Below are 16,266 nucleotides of genomic sequence, written 5' to 3'. Positions count from 1 at the left end.
TGGCCCCTTGGAACGAATCTGGTCGAGGGAATCAACAACAAGATCAAGGTCATCAAGCGCGTCGCCTACGGATACCGAGACGACGCCTATTTCTTCCTCAAAATCCGTGCAGCCTTCCCCGGAGTTGGGTGAAGAACCAAACAAAAGGCCCGGCGTTCGCCGGGCCTTTCGCATCACGCATCACGGGTGATCGGTTACCAGATCACCACGCGCTTGTCGTCGGCACGCACCATCGCGTCGCCTGCCTTGCACTGGAACGCCGCAGCGAAGGACGGCATGTTCGACGGTGCACCGTTGGCTCGGAAGTTGGCCGGTGCATGCGGGTCGGTGTTCAGGCGTACGCGCAGCTCACCGTCGGTGAAGTTGCGGCGCCACACGGTGGCCCAGTTCATGAAGAAGCGCTGGTCCTGGCTGTGGCCATCCACTTCCACATTCGCCTTCGGGTCTTCCTTCAGCGCCATCTGCAGTGCGTCGTAGGCCACGGTCAGGCCACCCAGATCGCCGATGTTCTCGCCCAGGGTCAGCTTGCCCTTCACGAACACGCCCGGCACCGACTCGTAGCCATCGAACTGTGCAACCAGCTGGTCGGTACGCTCGGTGAAGGCCTTGCGGTCGGCGTCGGTCCACCAGTTGTCGAAATTGCCGTTGGCGGCGAACTGGCTGCCCGAGTCGTCGTAGCCGTGCATCATTTCGTGGCCGATGACCGCACCGATGCCGCCGTAGTTCAGCGCCGGATCGGCCTTGGCGTCGAAGAACGGCGCCTGCAGGATCGCCGCCGGGAACACGATCTCGTTCTTGGTGGCGTTGTAGTAGGCGTTGACCGTCTGCGGGGTCATGCCCCACTCGGTCTTGTCCACCGGCTTGCCGATCTTGTCCAGCATGTAGCGGTAGTTGAACGCACGCGCTGCCTGCATGTTGCCGAGGTAGCCGTCGCCGTTGGTCTGCAGGCCCGCCCAGTCACGCCACTTGTCCGGGTAGCCGATCTTCGGGGTGAAGCTGGCCCACTTTTCCAGTGCCTTCTTCTTCGTTTCCTCGCCCATCCACGGCAACTGCTCCAGACGCGCCTTCAATGCCTGCGACAGGTTCTCCACCAGGTGCTGCATGGCCACCTTCGACTCGGCCGGGAACACGGCGTCGACGTACAGCTGGCCAAGGGCTTCACCCATGCCACCGTTGACCGACTCCAGCACGCGCTTCCAGCGCGGCTGCATTTCCTGCTGGCCGCGCAGGGTCTTGCCATAGAACTCGAAGTTGGCCTTCTCGAACTGGCTGCTCAGGTACGGCGAGGCGTCGTCGATGGTGTGGAAGCGCAGGTAGGCCTGCCAGGTGCTGGCCGGCACATCGGCCAGCATCTTGTCCATTTCACCGAAGAAGCCCGGCTGGGCCAGCGAGAACTTCTGTGCGGCCGGCACCTTCAGGGTGTCGAACAGCGCGGTCCAGCTGAAGTTCGGGGTCAGCTTGTCGGCGTCTGCGGCGCTGAGCGGGTTGTAGCGCTTGGCCGGGTCACGCATTTCGATGCGCGACATCGAGGCCTTGGCCAGGCGGGTTTCAAAGGCCATCACGGCCTTGGCCTGCTCGGCCGCCTGCGCAGCGTCCACGCCGGACAGGGTCAGCACCTGCGCGATGTACGCCACGTAGGCATCGCGGATCTTGGCCTGCGCATCGTCGAAGTAGTAGCCCTTCTCCGGCAGGCCCAGGCCGCCCTGGCCGACGTAGGCGATGACGTTGGCCGAATCCTTGTAATCAGCATTGGCAAACAGCGAGAACAGCACGCCCTTGCCCTCGGCCTGGCTGTCGCGCAGGTACTGAGTGATGGCGGCGGTATCGTTCAGCGCGGTGATCTTGTCCAGCTGCGGCTGCAGCGGCGCGAGGCCGGCGGATTCGATCTTGGCTTCGTCATTGCCGGTCTTCCAGATGTCACCGATCTTGGCTTCCACCGAGCCGGCCTTGGCCTGGCTGGCGGCGGCCTGCTGCACCAGCGCGTGCTGCACTTCCAGCGAGCGCTCGCGCAGGATCTCGAAGCTGCCCCAGGTGGTCTGGTCACCCGGCACCGGGTTGGCCTTCAGCCACTTGCTGTTGACGAAGCCATTGAGGTCGGTACAGGCCGAGATGGCCGGATCGAGGTCGGCGCTGTTGAGTGAGATCAGCGGCGTCTTGATCTGCGACAGGTCGAAGGCCTGCTTGGCGTCGGCACCGGCCGCCGGTGCGGTTTCGTTCTTGCCACAGGCCGCCAGCGAGGCAGCGATGGCGATGGTCAGGCTCAGCGGGACCAGATTGCGGACGTTCATGAGGCTCTCCTGCGGGTAATTTCACAGGGTAGCCGGGGAGGCCCACGACAGGGACCGGCCAAAGGTCACAGGGGGAACGCCCGTGGTCGCAAGCGGGTGTGTGCGGACCGTTGGTCCGCACACACCCAGCAGAAGAATACCCACCAACGGTGGGTATCTACTTATTTCGCCTTGCCTTGGTTGGCCACGGCTTCGGCGGCCTTGCGCGCCGCTTCCGGGTCGCCCAGGTAGCGGAACGACTGCACCGTCAGGTCGTCGTTCAGTTCGAACAGCAGCGGGATGCCGGTCGGGATGTTCAGCTCGAGGATTTCCTCGCGCGAGACATTGTTGAGGTACTTGTACAGCGCGCGCAGCGAGTTGCCGTGGGCGGTGACCAGCACGGTCTTGCCGTCCTTCAGCTGCGGCGCGATCGCGTCGTGCCAGTACGGCAGCACGCGATCCAGGGTGGTGGCCAGCGATTCGGTGCCCGGCAGCGCGTTGCGGTCCAGGCCGGCGTAGCGGCGGTCATGGATCGGGTGGCCCGGATCTTCCAGCTCCATCGGCGGCGGCGGGATGTCGTACGAACGGCGCCACACCTTGACCTGCTCCTCGCCGTGCTTGGCGGCGGTCTCGGCCTTGTCCAGGCCCTGCAGGCCGCCGTAGTGACGCTCGTTGAGGCGCCAGGACTTGTTCACCGGCAGCCAGTCCTGCTCCAGCTCGGCCAGCGCACCCTGAAGGGTGTGGATGGCGCGCTTCAGTACGGAGGTATGGGCCACGTCGAACTGCAGGCCTTCCTCGCGCATCAGGCGACCGGCGGCGGCCGCTTCCCGGCGCCCCTGCTCGGTCAGGTCGACGTCGACCCAGCCGGTGAAGCGGTTGTCCAGGTTCCACTGGCTCTGGCCATGGCGCAACAGTACGAGTTTACGGGTCACTGCAGGGTCTCCAACGCGAGGAAAGGCAGGCCGCCATTGTAGCCCCGGCGGCCGCTCACCGTGCCGTGGCGCCGCGCATGCGATGCTCCAGCCAATGAATACGGTGATCGACCCCGGGCGCTGGGAAGGCAGCGTCGCCGCGGCCCGCGCGCAGCAGCTCCAGCTGGCCGGCCGCGTGGAGCGCCAGGACCGCCTGCCCAACGACGTGCGCTGGCTGGCCGGGCTGGATGTGGGCTTTGAGGACAACGGTGCCACCACCCGCGCCGCAGCGGTCCTGCTGGATGCGAAGACATTGCAGCCCGTGGCGCAGGAAATAGCGCGCATTCCCACGGTGATGCCGTACATTCCCGGCCTGCTCAGCTTCCGCGAGCTGCCAGCGTTGTTGGCCGCGCTGGCACTGCTGCCGCGGGCGCCGGATCTGGTGTTCGTCGATGGCCACGGCATCAGCCATCCGCGCAGACTGGGCGTGGCCGCGCATCTGGGCGTGGTCACCGACCTGCCGAGCATCGGCGTGGCCAAGTCGAAACTGGTGGGCCGGTTCGTCGAACCAGGTGCCGAAGCAGGCGCGCATACGCCATTGATGGACGGTGACGAGCAGCTCGGCTGGGTGCTGCGCAGCAAGGTGCGCTGCAAGCCGCTGTTCGTGGCCGGCGGCCATCGGGTCAGTGCCGATACCGCGCTGGACTGGGTGCAGCGCACCCTGCGCGGTTACCGGCTGCCGGAGCCGACCCGGCTGGCGGATCGGCTGGCCTCGCGACGGGACGAATGACCGCACCGGGCATTCCCCGGTGCGGCTTTCATTTTCATTCAATGATGCACGTGGCCGCGATGGCCCTGTGCGTCCTCGCCGTGGTCGTGCCCCTCATGGCCCTCATGCTCGCCGCCCTTCACCGGCGCCGGCTCACCACAGGCTTCGCCGCAGTGGTCCGCTTCAAGCTGCAGTGTCACGTGCTCGATGCCGAAGTCATCGTGCAGGCGCGCTCCCAGCTCGCGGCGCAGCGCGTCGGCATCGGTGCCGTCGCGCATCACGACATGCGCGGTCAGCGCCGGCGTGCTGGAGGCCAGCGCCCACACGTGCAGGTCATGCACGTCCATTACCGCGGCATGGCTGGACAGGCTGTCGCGCACCTTGGCCACGTCCATGCCCTTGGGCACGCCTTCCAGCAGCACGTTGATCGCTTCGCGCATCAGCACCCAGGTGCGCGGCAACACCCACAGGCCGATCAGCACCGCCAGGATCGGATCGATCGGCTTCCAGCCGGTGAAGTGGATCAGCACCGCACCGGCAATCACCGCCACCGAGCCGAGCATGTCCGCCCATACTTCCAGGTAGGCGCCCTTCACGTTGAGGCTCTCGCCGCTGCCGGCCTGCAGCAGGCGCATCGAGATCAGGTTGATGACCAGGCCGGCCGAGGCGATCACCAGCATGCCGGTGGAGGCGATCTCCTGCGGCTTGCTGAAGCGCCCGACGGCTTCCCACAGGATGTAGCCGGCAACCACGAACAGCATCGCGCCGTTGATCATCGCGCCCAGCGCTTCCAGGCGCGCATAGCCGTAGGTGCGGCGCGCATCCGGCGGGCGCCGGCTCAGCCGCACCGCGACCAGCGCGATCATCAGGGCCAGCGCGTCGGTGGCCATGTGTGCTGCGTCGGACAACAGCGCCAGGCTGTTGGTCCAGAACGCGCCCACCACTTCGACGAGGAGGAAGGTGGAGGTCAGGCCGAGCGCCCACCACAGGGGTTTCTCGTGGCGGATCTCGGATGGCAGGTGATCGTGGTCGTGGCCCATGGCAACAGCTCCTTTGCGATGGAGGCAGGCTACGCCGGCGGCCGTGGGGAAACTATCACGGTGTTTATAACATTGCAGACTGCACGTCGCGGCTCGCCGCAGCTTGCGCCCGTGCCGGGCCACACTATGATGACCACATCCCCTCTGGATGGGGAACGGGCAGCCAGACCGCTTCGGCGTTGCGGCCCGCAATGGACACCCAAGCACAAGGAATCCGGAACATGTGGACTACCAAGACCCCCTGGGTCGCCGTCGCCGTGGCCTGCGCGCTGGGCACGGCCGCAAGCGCCTCGGCCAAGACCTGCCAGCAGAATTTCCAGGCGGTAGGCGATCCCCGCAATGGCCAGTTCTTCACCTCCGAAGTCACCCTCCCCGGCCTGAAGCCCCGCAGCGCCCTGGGCCAGCTGCGCAAGGCAGCGCTTGATGAGGGCAACAACTTCGTCAGCGGAGATGTCATCACCGAGACCGAAGGCCAGATGTACGTGCTGCAGACCGACACCAAGATGCCGCTGGTCAGCATCATCACCGCCTCCAATGGCGGCAACGTGGTGGTCGGCACCAAGCTGTCACGCGGGCAGACCGCCAAGGAAGAGGACGCACGCAGCGCGCTGTGTGGCTGGCTGGACAAGCTCAAGACCGGCCCGGAAGGCGAGGCGATCGCAGAAGCCGTGCGTGTCTCCAGCGGTTTCGACAAGCCGATCCAGGCCACTGCGGTCGGCATGTCCACCGAAATGGGCAAGGACGCCAAGCGGCTGCAGCGGGAAATCAACACCGCACCGCTCAGGGCACTGTTCTCCGGCACCAGCACCCCGCCGGATACCGATGCGATGTACCAGCCGTTGCTCGTCAAGTATTTCGGCCGTCGTTTCATCATCGATGGCCAGGTCTACACCGCCCAGCCCAACCGCTTTGCCAAGACCTTCGAGGTGGGCTATCTGGTCACCAAGATGAAGGGCATCGGTGGCATCGGCGGGCGCCAGTCGAACGACGACAACAACGCCAACTTCACCGTGCACTGTGCGCTCGCGCCGGATCAGATGGCGCTGGGCGCCACCCTGCGCGAGAACGACTGGGTGAAACTGGAAGGCGTGGTCGACAAGATGGACACCGGTGGCGTCCACCTGCGCGATTGCCGGCAGGTGAAGTAGCCTTCAGGCTGCGCCGGGGAACGCCCCGGCGCAGGCCTCATCGGGTCAGAACCCGAAGCGCAGGCTGGCCCAGTACGCGCGGCCCGGCTCGTTGTAGGTCGCCGCGCCGGCATCGCTGCTGTTGGCCTCGCGGAACAGGCGCTTGTCGGCCAGGTTGTTCACGCCGAAGCCGAAGCTGACCGTCTCGGTCACCTTGTAGCGCGCGCTCACGCCCCAGATGTTGTACGCACCGCGATCCTGCAGTGCGATCGATGGGTCGCAGCTGCCGGTGCAGCGCGGATCATTGTTGATGTTGGTGGTGGCCGGCTTCTGCTTGCCGTAGAACGTGCCGGTCAGCAGCAGCGACAGCTTGTCGGTGGCCTGCCAGTCCAGCATCGTGTTGACGGTGTACTTCGGAATCACCGACAGCGGCTGGCCGGTGCGCTTGTTCTCGTTCTCCACCATGTAGGTGAAGTTGTTGCTCCACTTCAGGCGGTTGCCCTGCTCGCCCAGCAGCGGGATCACCAGGTTGCCTTCCAGCCCCTGCACGATCGCCTTCGGCGCGTTCTCCCAGCGGAAGATCCGGCCCCTGGTGTCGGCAGTCAGGCCGATCTGGGTGTAGCCGGCCTGGATCTTGTCCTTGTAGTCGTTATGGAAGTACGTCAACGAGGCCTGCCAGCCGCTCTGCGGTGCCCACTCGATGCCGAGTTCCTTGTTCAGGCTGGTTTCCGCCTTCAGGTCCGCATTGCCGCGCATGTAGCAGCCGGCGCCCAGGCTCGGCAGTGCATTCGGGCAGCCATTGCCACGGGTGTAATACAGATAGTCCGGATTCGACTGGTACAGGTTCGGCGCCTTGAACGCCCGGGCGATGCCGCCCTTCACCACCCAGTCGCCGTTGATGCGGAACTGCGCGTTGAGGCTGGGGCTGGTGTTGTTGCCGAACTGGCTGTGGTGGTCGAAGCGCAGGCCCGGGGTAACGATCCAGCGCTCACCCAGGTAGATGTTGTCTTCGACGAACACGGCGGTGGTCTGCGCATCGGCCTTGCCCCGCGCACGATCGCCCGACAGCCCCGGGATGCCGCCGCCGCTGCTGCTGGACTGGCTCATCGAGTACGGGTCGGTCAGGCGGCTGTCCAGGTATTCAAAGCCAAGCGTCCAGATGTTCTCGGCACCACCCAGCGTGGTCGGGAAGCTCACTTCGCCGTCCAACTGGTAGTTGCGCAGTCGCGAGGTCGACCAGTCGGTGCCGTTGAAGCTGCCTTCCGGGCCACCGGCCAGGCCTTCGTTGATGCGTGAGTTGTTCACCGCCTCCACCGCAGCTGTCACCCGCGAGGTCACGTCGCCCCAGCGGCCACGATGGGTGATCGCGCCGGTGTTGCGGTACATGCGGTTGGTCTCCGCTTCGCCCTCGGCCAGTGCCGCCAGGTCAACGCCGGTCGAGGTACCGGTGGTGCTGACCGCGCGATCACCAGCGTAGATGTTGCCCTGGCGGCTGGTGCCGGCTTCGAACTCCACCACCTGGTTGGCGGTCACGTCCCAGCGCAGCAGCGCGTTGACATCGCGGTTCTTGACGCCCTCGCGGCCGGCCGGCGGCACCGCGTTGGGGTTGGTAGCGTACTGGCGGTTGAGCTCCAGCGAGTCCGCGTCGGTCTTGTTGAGATTGCCGTACAGGCGGAACGACAGGGTGTCGGTCATCGGCCCACTCAGCTGCAGGCCGACGCGTTCGCTGCCACCTTCGGCGCTGTGTTCGGGCACCAGCCCATACAGGTCCACCGCACCGGTCAGGTCGCCGGTCGGGCGCTTGGTGATGATGTTGACCACGCCGCCGGAGGCACCGGAGCCATAGCGTGCCGCCGCCGGGCCGCGCAGCACTTCGATGCGCTCGATCATTTCCGCCGGCACCCAGTTGGTGTCACCGCGGGTATTGCGCTCGCCGCTGCGCCCCATGCGCACGGCATCGCGTGCGCCGATGCGCTTGCCATCGACCAGGATCAGGGTGTTTTCCGGGCCCATGCCACGCAGGTCGATCTGGCGGTTGTTGCCGTACTGGCCCGAGGCGCTGTTGCCGGTCAGGTTGACGCCCGGCATGGTCCGCAACAGCTCGGCGATGTCGTTGGCTGGCGGGCGCCGGGCGATATCCTCGGCGGTGATGGTCGAGGTACCCAGTGCCTGGCGCGCGATCTGCGAGGCGGTGACGTGCACCGTGTCGATATCGGTGGCGTCGGTTTCGGCCTGGGCGGTCAAGGCGCTGCCCGCCAGCAGGGCGGCGACGGCAAGCGCCAGCGGGCGCGGTGAATGGACAACGGCAGGAGACATGATCAGGACCTTCTGGCAGGGCTGCGGGGCCTCTGGCAAAGGGCTTGAGGCAACGACGAGGGGGGAGGCGGAGCCGTCCTGCAGGCACCTGCAGCCCGCTCCGTGCGCGCATTCTCCCATCAATGCGAGTGATTCTCAAATGCGTTCACTCATTGCCGCAGCGGCGTCGATGTGCTTTGCGCACCGTGCAAGCCTGCACCGCGCGTAAACTGGCGGGCTACCCCGCCATCAACCGTATGCCGCCGCGGCCGATACCCGTGGTTTGCCGTACGCAGTCAGAGATCGACGTGGAACCACCCCAACTGGACGATGCCAGCCAGCCGCTGGCCGAGGCCTGGCAGCAATGCCTGCTACAGGCCGGCCCTGCCGCCACCGCGCTGCTCAAGGCCGCTGCCTCCGATGCCCCACCCGCGCTGGCCCAGCGCTTTTACGAAGTGCTGCTGCAGGACGGGCGCGCACGCCGCTTCCTGTCCCACGACCAGGTCAAGCAGCGCCTGCAGCCGGCCATGCAGCGCTGGCTGGTACAGCTGCTGACCACCGACACCGCTGGCATCGCCACCACGGTCGCCTCGCAGCGGGTGATCGGCGACGTACACGCACGGGTCGGCATCCCGGTCGACCTGGTGACGCGCGGTGCGCGCGTGCTCAAGCACGAGCTGTTCGTGCGCCTGCGCGACGACGCGCCCGACAGCGCGACCGCGTTCGCCGCCATCGCCTGCCTCAGCGCGATCATGGACATCGCCATGGAAGGCATGACCCTGGCCTACACCCATGCGCGCGAGCGCTCCACCCGTGCCGACGCCGCCTACCGGCTGTTCTCGCTGGTACAGAACGTCGGTACCGAACGCGAGCGCCAGCGCGCATTGCTGCTGGACTGGGAGAACGCCCTGCTCTACGCACTCGCCGGCCACGTGCAGGCCAGCGACAACGCCAGCCTGGCCACCTCGGAGTTCGGCCTGTGGTTCACCCACAAGGGCATCCCCAGCTTCGGCGAAAGCAGCGAAACGCAGCAGGTGGGCCAGTTGATGGCCCGCATTGACGGCCACCTGCAGCGCGCGAGTGGCGATGCTCCGGCGCAGCGACTGGCGGTGCTGCCGGCCATCCGCGAGGACCTGGCCGCCATCCGCACCCTGATGACGCTGCTGTTCGAGCGCATCGGCGAACTGGATGCCGGCAGCGACGCGCTGACCAACCTGCTCAACCGTCGCTTCCTGCCCACCGTGCTGCGCCGGGAAATCGAGCTGGCCACGCGCAACCGCACACCGTTCTCGCTGCTGCTGCTCGACCTGGATCATTTCAAGGCAATCAACGACGGCCATGGCCACGATGCCGGCGACCGTGCGTTGCAGCACGTGGCCGGCCTGCTCGGCCAGCTCACGCGTGGCAGCGACTACCTGTTCCGCTATGGCGGCGAAGAATTCGTGGTGGTGCTGGTGGCGGCCAGCGAATCACAGGCGACCGTGATCGCCGAGAGCCTGCGCCGGCAGATCGCGCAATCGCCCGTTGCGCTGGCCAATGGCCAGGTGCTGGAGCTGACCGCCAGCATCGGCGTGGCCGGTCACGATGGTCATCCGGACTACGAGCGGTTGATGGCACGTGCCGACGCCGCGATGTACGAGGCCAAGCGCAGCGGCCGCAACCGCGTGGTGGTCGCCAGCGCGGACCTGCAGGAAGCCCCGGGGCGGCGTGCACTGCGGCGATGACGGCAGGACAGGTAGAGTCGACCGCTGGTCGACTATCGCGCGCAGCGCGGGATTTTTCGCCGTCGGAACGAAGAGCAGTCGACTAACAGTCGACTCTACCGGTTCGCGCGCCAGCCGCTGCTTTCACCGCCCCCACCCGCCATGCTGCCCACCACAGCAGCGCCAGCAACGCGATGCCTGCCCCCAGCAGGCACACAGCGGGCCAGCCATGCCGCACCTGCATCCAGGGCCCCGCCGCCGCTCCCGCACCGCTGCCCACCGCATAGAACAGCATGTACAACGCCACCAGGCGCCCATGCTGTTCTGCCGGTGCACGCAGCAACGATGCCTGGTTCGAGACATGCAGTGCCTGGCCGCCCAGGTCGAGCACGACCACACCCAGCAACAGCAAGGACAGCGAATGCGGCAGGCCCAGCAGCGGCCACCACGCGACCAGCATCAACAACAGCGCGCCGAGGCTGACCCGATGCGCGAAACCACGGTCCATCCAGTGTCCGACCCGCGCCGCCATCAGCGCACCGACCACGCCGGCCAGGCCGAGCGCGCCGATGGCTGCGGTTGACCAGTGCAGCGGCGGTGCCGACAGCGGCAAGGGTGCCGCCGCCCAGAACACATTGAGGCCGGCAAACAGCAGCAATGCCAGCGGCCCGCGCTCGCGCAGCGTTCGATCGCGGCGCAGCATGCCCTGCATCGAGCCCAGCAGCTCGCGCCAGCGTGGAGGGACCGACGGCACCGGTACTGCGGGCAGGCGCCGCCACAGCAGCGCCGCCAACGCTGCCATCACCACCGCTGACAGCAGGTAGACCCTCTGCCAGCCAAAGGCCGCCGCCACCGTACCGGACACCACGCGCGCCAGCAGCAGGCCGATGAACACGCCGCCCTGCACCACACCGACCACGCGACCGCGCTGCTCGGGCGGTGCCAGCATGGCGGTATAGGCAATCAGGCCCTGGGTCAGCGCGGTGCCCAACAGGCCTGCCAGCAGCATGCCCGACAACAGCCAGCTCGCCGTGCGTGACGCCGCCAGCCACAACAGGGCCAGCACCAGCGCGATCAACTGCAGCCGCAGCAGGCGTCGCCGGTCGCCGCAGTCCGCCAGCGGCAGCAGGCCAAGCAACGCCAGCACGCTGCCGGCCTGGGTGGCAGCCAGCACTGCGCCGGCCACGGCCCGGTCCATCGCAAAGGCGCGTGCAAGCTGATCCAGCAGCGGCTGCGCGTAGTAGACGTTGGCGACGCTGGCGCCGGCGGCAGCCGCAAGCAGGACCAGCAGCGGGCGGGGAAGCGATGTGGCACTCACCATATGGTTGCAATTTGAAACCAGATGCAGGCTATCGCCATTGGTTTTAAACTGCAACCACATTCGGAGATACCCAGCATGCACGCCGACAGCCCCTGCCCTGTAGCCCGCAGTGCCGACCTGCTCGGTGACCGCTGGGCATTGCTGGTGATCCGCGACGCCTTCGACGGCATCACCCGCTTCGGTGATTTCCAGCGCAGCCTCGGCGCGGCGCGCAACATCCTCAGCGACCGCCTGCGCCGGCTGGTCGAGGCCGGCATCCTGCAGCTGCAGCCAGCCTCCGATGGATCGGCCTACCAGGAGTACGTGCTCACCGCCGCAGGCCTGGAACTGTTCCCGCTGCTGGTCGCACTGCGCCAGTGGGGGGAGCGCCATCGCTTCGGTGCAGGCGAAGCCCATTCGCAGCTGATCGAATTGGCGACGCGGCGGCCGCTGCCCTACATGCAGCCGCGCGGGCGCGATGGCCAGCCGCTTCAGCCCACTGCCACCCGCGTGCGCAAGCTCAAGGGCGACGGGCGCGACACCTGATCCGCCCATTCGCGCACACCGACGGACGCCCGCGCCGGTTAGCATCGGATGTTTCCGCCGCTGGATGCCGCCGATGTCGCGCTGTCGCCCTTCCCTGCTGACCGCCCTGCTGTTGCCGCTGCTGGCCTGCGCCACAGCAACCACGCAGGCCCGTGAGGTTGCCGCGCCCGCCGACCACGTGCAGGCCGATGGCCCCTATGTGTTCCGCCAGGGCAACCAGCTGCAGGCCAGTTGGATCTGCGACGACAAGGTCGAGTCGCACACACTTGCCACGCAGGCCGCAGGCGCCGACATCGCCCCGCGTTGCGGCTACGAACACAGCGTGCACGTGGCCGCCCCGAATGCACCTTCGGTCTCCGTGCTGCCGGCCGTGCCGCGCATCGTGGCGCTGTCCGACATCCACGGCCAGTACGGGCTGCTGGTGCGCCTGCTGCGTGCCCACAAGGTCATCGACGCACAGGACCGCTGGGCGCTGGGCAAGGACACCCTGGTCATCGCCGGCGATGTGTTCGACCGCGGCCCGCAGGTAACCGAAGCCTTCTGGCTGCTGTATGGCCTGCAGCAGCAGGCGGCCGCCGCCGGCGGCGCGGTGCACTTCGTGCTCGGCAACCACGAGACCATGGTGCTGTACGACGACCTGCGCTACGTCAACCCGAAATACCTGCGCAGCGCCCAGCTGCTCGGCCGCAGCTACCCGCAACTGTATGGCGCCGACTCGGTGATCGGCCAGTGGCTGCGCACCCGCCCGGTGCTGCTGAAGATCGGCGATACCCTGTTCCTGCACGGCGGCATCTCGCCCGAGGCGGTGCAGCTGGCGCTGGACCCGGCACGCACCAACGCGGCCTACCAGGCCTCGCTGGGCCTGCCCAAGGCCGAAGTGAAGGCCGACCCGGCCACCGCACCGCTGTATGACGGCAAGACCAGCCCGATCTGGTACCGCGGCTATTTCGATGGCCGCCTCGACACCGCGGGTGTGCAGGCTGTGCTCGACCGCCTGCAGCTCAAGCGCATCGTGGTTGGCCATACCTCGATGCCGCACGTCAGCAGCTTCCACGGCGACCGCGTGATCGCCATCGACAGCAGCATCAAGAACGGCGAGAACGGCGAACTGCTGTTCATCGAGGGTGGCAAGCTCAGCCGTGGCCTGCTGGATGGTTCGCGGGTGCCGCTGGCGCTCGGTGAGCCGGGCCTGCAGGACTGAATGGAGAGACAGCGCGACGGTGCCGGGAGGTGCCGGCGCGCTCCACCTGCAGCCGGTTTGCGGCTACCCTCGGCAGCCGAGAGGCCCACCCCGTCCATCCGGTGGGCCTGACCGTTACAGGAGCCCCGCGCATGCGCGTTCTGATTGCTGAAGACGACCCGGATATCGCCTCCGGCCTGTGCGCCTCGCTGCGCCGGCAGGGGCACGTGGTCGACCACGTCGACAACGGTGCGCACGCCGATGCTGCACTGGGCTCGACGCAGTACGCGCTGCTGGTACTGGACCTGGGGCTGCCGCAGCTGGATGGCCGCGACGTGCTGCAGCGCCTGCGCCAGCGCGGTGATGGCCTCGCAGTGCTGGTGGTGACCGCCCGTGACGGCCTGGCCGAGCGCGTGCGTGTGCTCGACCTGGGTGCCGATGACTACCTGGTCAAGCCGTTCGCGCTGGACGAGTTCGAAGCGCGCGTGCGCGCCCAGCTGCGCCGGGTCACCAGCAATGGCAACCCGGACCTGCGCATCGGCCGCCTTCGCATCGACCTGGCCGGGCATCGGGTGTGGATCGATGACCAGTCGCTGGAACTGACCGCACGCGAGTTCGGCCTGCTGTCGGCACTGGCAGTGCGCGCCGAGCGAATCGTGTCACGCGCGCAGTTGGTGGAAGCGCTGTGCGACTGGGGCCAGGACCTGACCGACAACGGCCTGGACATCGCCCTGCACCGCCTGCGCCGCAAGCTGCAGCCCGGCGGCATGGGCATCCGCACCGTGCGCGGGCTGGGCTACATGCTGGAAGACGCGCAGGACGACAGCACCCCGTGATCAGTGGACCGCCCAGCCTGCGCCGGCGCCTGCTCGCCTTCCTGGCGCTGCCGATGCTGGGCCTGCTCACCTTCAACACGATCCTGGCCTACTACGTTGCGCTGGACTATTCCAACCGCATCCACGACCGCAACCTGATCGACGACACGCATTCGTTCGCGCAGATGCTGAGCACCATGCCGGTGACCAGCGACCTGTCTCCGCAGGCGCGCTTCCTGATCGAGTACGACCCCGACGGCCATCGTTACTTCAATGTCGACAGCAGCCGCATGGGGACGCTCAGCGGCAATGCCGACTTCAGCCCGTATGCCCCTTCTCAGGACTGCACCGGCGTGCATCCGGCCCTGTACGACGGCAACCTCAATGGCCAGCAGGTGCGCATGGCCACGGTCTGCACGCAGGCGATGAACGATCCGCAGGACCAGCTGGCGGTGACCGTGGCCGAGAGCATGGCCGACCGCCGACAGCGCGCGCGCGAGATCCTGATGATCATCATCCCGCTGATGACCATGCTGGCGCTGGGCACCGCAGCGCTGGTCTGGTTCGGCGTGACCTACGGCCTGCGCATCCTGACCCCGCTGAGGACCCGCCTGGCGCAGCGCCGTGGCGAACTGGCACCGATTTCCGATGCCGACGTACCGGAGGAGATCCAGCCACTGATCAGCACCATCGACGATCTGTTTGCCCGCCAGGCGGAAATGATCACCCTGCAGAACCGCTTCATCGCCGATGCCGCGCACCAGCTGCGTTCGCCGCTGGCGGGCATGGCCCTGCACGTGGACCAGGCGCTGGCACACGGTGACCCCGATACGGTGCGCGAGGCGCTGCAGCACATCCGCCGGCTCAACCAGCGCACCGCCCGGGTCAGCACCCAGCTGCTGGCGCTGAGCCGGGCGCAGACCGTGCCCGATACCGTGGAAGCACTGGACCTGTGCGAGCTGGTGCCGCAGTGGGTTGGCATGCGCGTGCCGGAGGCGATCCGCGATGGCATCGACCTCGGCTACCGCGGCAGCCCCCATCCGCTGCGTGTACTTGGCAACGGCGCCATGCTGCAGGAGGCGCTGGACAACCTGATCGACAACGCCCTGCGTTATGCCGGCCGCAATGCGACCGTCACGGTGGGCGTGCACGCGCTGGACGACAATGATGTCGAACTCTATGTGGAAGACAACGGCCCCGGCGTGCCCGACGACGTGATGCCACGGCTGGGCGAGCGCTTCTTCCGGGCGCCGGGCACCGCTGCCAGCGGCACCGGCCTCGGCCTGGCCATCGCGCACGAGGCGGTAGAGCACTTCGGCGGCCGCCTGAGCTTCCTCAACCGCCCGGGCGGGGGGCTCAAGGTCGCCATCACGCTGCCGCTGCTGAAGGCCCCCTGACCCGGCCCGGCGCGCTGAAAGGCTGGTGAAAATCGCGCTTGCGATCCTGCCATCCCCACTGCCGTCCCGGAGCCGCCAGGTGACCGAATCGCACGACTTCTTCCTCCCCGGTGGCCCCCAGGGCGTGCTGCTGGTCCATGGCCTGACCGGCACCCCGGCGGAAATGCGCATGCTGGGCAAGGGCTTGAACAATGCCGGCTTCACGGTGCACGGCGTGCAGCTGCCCGGCCATTGCGGCACCGTGGATGACCTGCTGGCGACCACCTGGGAACAGTGGTACCAGGGCGTGGAAGATGCGGCGGCCGCCCTGCGCGGCAAGGTCGACCAGCTGTTCGTGGGTGGACTGTCGATGGGCGCGGTACTTTCGCTGGCGTTGGCGGCACGTCGCCCGGAGTGGGTGTCCGGCGTGGGCGTGTACGGCGCCACTTTCCGTTACGACGGCTGGAACATTCCCGCCGTGGCCCGGTTCTCGTTCCTGCTGCCGTGGTTCAAGCGCTTCAACATCGGCCGCGACCGCATGTTCATGGAAGAACCGCCGTACGGCCTGCGCGACGAGCGCCTGCGCGCGCAGGTCAGCGCCGCAATGCTGTCCGGCGACAGCGCGGCTGCCGGCCTGCCGGGCAATCCCTGGCATGCGCTGGCCGAGATGCGTGCGCTGAGCAACTGGACCCGCCGCCACCTGCACCAGGTCACCGCACCGTGCCTGGTGATGCACGCCCGCGAAGACGATGTGGCCAGCATGGGCAACGCCGAGCTGGTGATGTCGCGGGTCAGCGGCCCGAAGGAACTGGTGGTGCTGGAAGACAGCTACCACATGATCACCATCGATCGCGAACGCCGCGATGTGATCCGTCGCAGCGCGCGCTTTTTCACCGAGATCGGTGAACGCACGGGCGTGCTCAAGGCGGTGGCCTGA

General features: G+C 67.4%; 14 protein-coding genes. 9 read left to right on the top strand and 5 right to left on the bottom strand.

Features of this window, described 5'->3' with window-relative positions; all coding sequences use genetic code 11:
• A partial coding sequence (locus AC5P5S_RS02310; protein WP_495205330.1) for a transposase occupies window positions 1-132 on the top strand: 132 nt, incomplete at its 5' end.
• Window positions 133-194: 62 nt separating this feature from the next.
• Here AC5P5S_RS02310 and AC5P5S_RS02305 read toward each other — a convergent pair.
• Window positions 195-2,288, bottom strand: coding sequence for a M13 family metallopeptidase (locus tag AC5P5S_RS02305; protein ID WP_062606847.1), 2,094 nt, complete (start codon window positions 2,286-2,288; stop codon window positions 195-197).
• A 161-nt stretch (window positions 2,289-2,449) separates the two neighbouring features.
• Window positions 2,450-3,199 (bottom strand): 2,3-diphosphoglycerate-dependent phosphoglycerate mutase, encoded by a 750-nt coding sequence (gpmA, locus tag AC5P5S_RS02300; protein ID WP_005408679.1) that lies wholly within the window; start codon window positions 3,197-3,199, stop codon window positions 2,450-2,452.
• Between the two features lie 94 nt (window positions 3,200-3,293).
• Between gpmA and nfi the strand changes: the two genes are divergently transcribed.
• Window positions 3,294-3,968, top strand: a complete 675-nt coding sequence (gene nfi / locus AC5P5S_RS02295; protein ID WP_049397958.1) for a deoxyribonuclease V — start codon at window positions 3,294-3,296, stop codon at window positions 3,966-3,968.
• Window positions 3,969-4,006: 38 nt separating this feature from the next.
• Here nfi and AC5P5S_RS02290 read toward each other — a convergent pair whose 3' ends face one another.
• Window positions 4,007-4,987 carry a cation diffusion facilitator family transporter gene (locus AC5P5S_RS02290; protein WP_062606844.1) on the bottom strand — a complete coding sequence of 327 codons (981 nt, stop codon included), beginning with the start codon at window positions 4,985-4,987 and terminating at the stop codon, window positions 4,007-4,009.
• Window positions 4,988-5,208: 221 nt separating this feature from the next.
• Between AC5P5S_RS02290 and AC5P5S_RS02285 the strand changes: the two genes are divergently transcribed.
• On the top strand, window positions 5,209-6,135 hold the full coding sequence (locus AC5P5S_RS02285; RefSeq protein WP_005408676.1) for a hypothetical protein: 927 nt from the start codon (window positions 5,209-5,211) through the stop codon (window positions 6,133-6,135).
• A gap of 45 nt (window positions 6,136-6,180) precedes the next feature.
• Here AC5P5S_RS02285 and AC5P5S_RS02280 read toward each other — a convergent pair whose 3' ends face one another.
• Window positions 6,181-8,430, bottom strand: coding sequence for a TonB-dependent siderophore receptor (locus tag AC5P5S_RS02280; protein ID WP_049397963.1), 2,250 nt, complete (start codon window positions 8,428-8,430; stop codon window positions 6,181-6,183).
• Window positions 8,431-8,717: 287 nt separating this feature from the next.
• On the opposite strand from AC5P5S_RS02280, the gene AC5P5S_RS02275 reads away from it, so the two are divergent.
• A complete protein-coding gene (locus AC5P5S_RS02275) occupies window positions 8,718-10,133 on the top strand; it encodes a GGDEF domain-containing protein (RefSeq protein WP_062606860.1) in 1,416 nt (471 codons plus the stop codon).
• Window positions 10,134-10,215: 82 nt separating this feature from the next.
• On the opposite strand, the gene AC5P5S_RS02270 is transcribed toward AC5P5S_RS02275, so the two are convergent.
• Entirely contained in the window at window positions 10,216-11,433 is a 1,218-nt protein-coding gene (locus AC5P5S_RS02270; protein WP_062606842.1) for an MFS transporter, read from the bottom strand.
• A 75-nt stretch (window positions 11,434-11,508) separates the two neighbouring features.
• Between AC5P5S_RS02270 and AC5P5S_RS02265 the strand changes: the two genes are divergently transcribed.
• The 5 genes from AC5P5S_RS02265 to AC5P5S_RS02245 all read left to right on the top strand — a co-directional run bounded on the left by AC5P5S_RS02265 (window position 11,509) and on the right by AC5P5S_RS02245 (window position 16,266).
• Complete coding sequence (locus AC5P5S_RS02265) at window positions 11,509-11,958, top strand: winged helix-turn-helix transcriptional regulator (protein WP_062606841.1); 450 nt, start codon at window positions 11,509-11,511, stop codon at window positions 11,956-11,958.
• A 73-nt stretch (window positions 11,959-12,031) separates the two neighbouring features.
• Window positions 12,032-13,159, top strand: coding sequence for a metallophosphoesterase (locus AC5P5S_RS02260; protein WP_062606839.1), 1,128 nt, complete (start codon window positions 12,032-12,034; stop codon window positions 13,157-13,159).
• 131 nt (window positions 13,160-13,290) lie between these two features.
• Entirely contained in the window at window positions 13,291-13,974 is a 684-nt protein-coding gene (locus AC5P5S_RS02255) for a response regulator (protein WP_005408670.1), read from the top strand.
• Entirely contained in the window at window positions 13,971-15,350 is a 1,380-nt protein-coding gene (locus AC5P5S_RS02250) for a sensor histidine kinase (protein WP_005412674.1), read from the top strand. The genes AC5P5S_RS02255 and AC5P5S_RS02250 overlap by 4 nt, the downstream gene beginning before the upstream one ends.
• 79 nt (window positions 15,351-15,429) lie before the next feature.
• Window positions 15,430-16,266: an alpha/beta hydrolase gene (locus AC5P5S_RS02245; protein WP_005412675.1), complete on the top strand. Its 837-nt coding sequence runs from the start codon at window positions 15,430-15,432 to the stop codon at window positions 16,264-16,266.

Source organism: Stenotrophomonas sp. YJH_SMC_54, from assembly GCF_059368435.1.
The sequence above is the reverse complement of the archived record's forward strand: the minus strand, read 5'-3'. Positions and strand labels throughout refer to the sequence as shown.

Excerpts from the sequence above, each read along its gene's own strand:
- AC5P5S_RS02305 (WP_062606847.1), bottom strand. The coding sequence starts at position 2,288 with ATGAACGTCCGCAATCTGGTCCCGCTGAGCCTGACCATCGCCATCGCT.
- nfi (WP_049397958.1), top strand. The coding sequence starts at position 3,294 with ATGAATACGGTGATCGACCCCGGGCGCTGGGAAGGCAGCGTCGCCGCG.
- AC5P5S_RS02290 (WP_062606844.1), bottom strand. The coding sequence starts at position 4,987 with ATGGGCCACGACCACGATCACCTGCCATCCGAGATCCGCCACGAGAAA.
- AC5P5S_RS02285 (WP_005408676.1), top strand. The coding sequence starts at position 5,209 with ATGTGGACTACCAAGACCCCCTGGGTCGCCGTCGCCGTGGCCTGCGCG.
- AC5P5S_RS02280 (WP_049397963.1), bottom strand. The coding sequence starts at position 8,430 with ATGTCTCCTGCCGTTGTCCATTCACCGCGCCCGCTGGCGCTTGCCGTC.
- AC5P5S_RS02270 (WP_062606842.1), bottom strand. The coding sequence starts at position 11,433 with ATGGTGAGTGCCACATCGCTTCCCCGCCCGCTGCTGGTCCTGCTTGCG.
- AC5P5S_RS02265 (WP_062606841.1), top strand. The coding sequence starts at position 11,509 with ATGCACGCCGACAGCCCCTGCCCTGTAGCCCGCAGTGCCGACCTGCTC.
- AC5P5S_RS02260 (WP_062606839.1), top strand. The coding sequence starts at position 12,032 with ATGTCGCGCTGTCGCCCTTCCCTGCTGACCGCCCTGCTGTTGCCGCTG.
- AC5P5S_RS02255 (WP_005408670.1), top strand. The coding sequence starts at position 13,291 with ATGCGCGTTCTGATTGCTGAAGACGACCCGGATATCGCCTCCGGCCTG.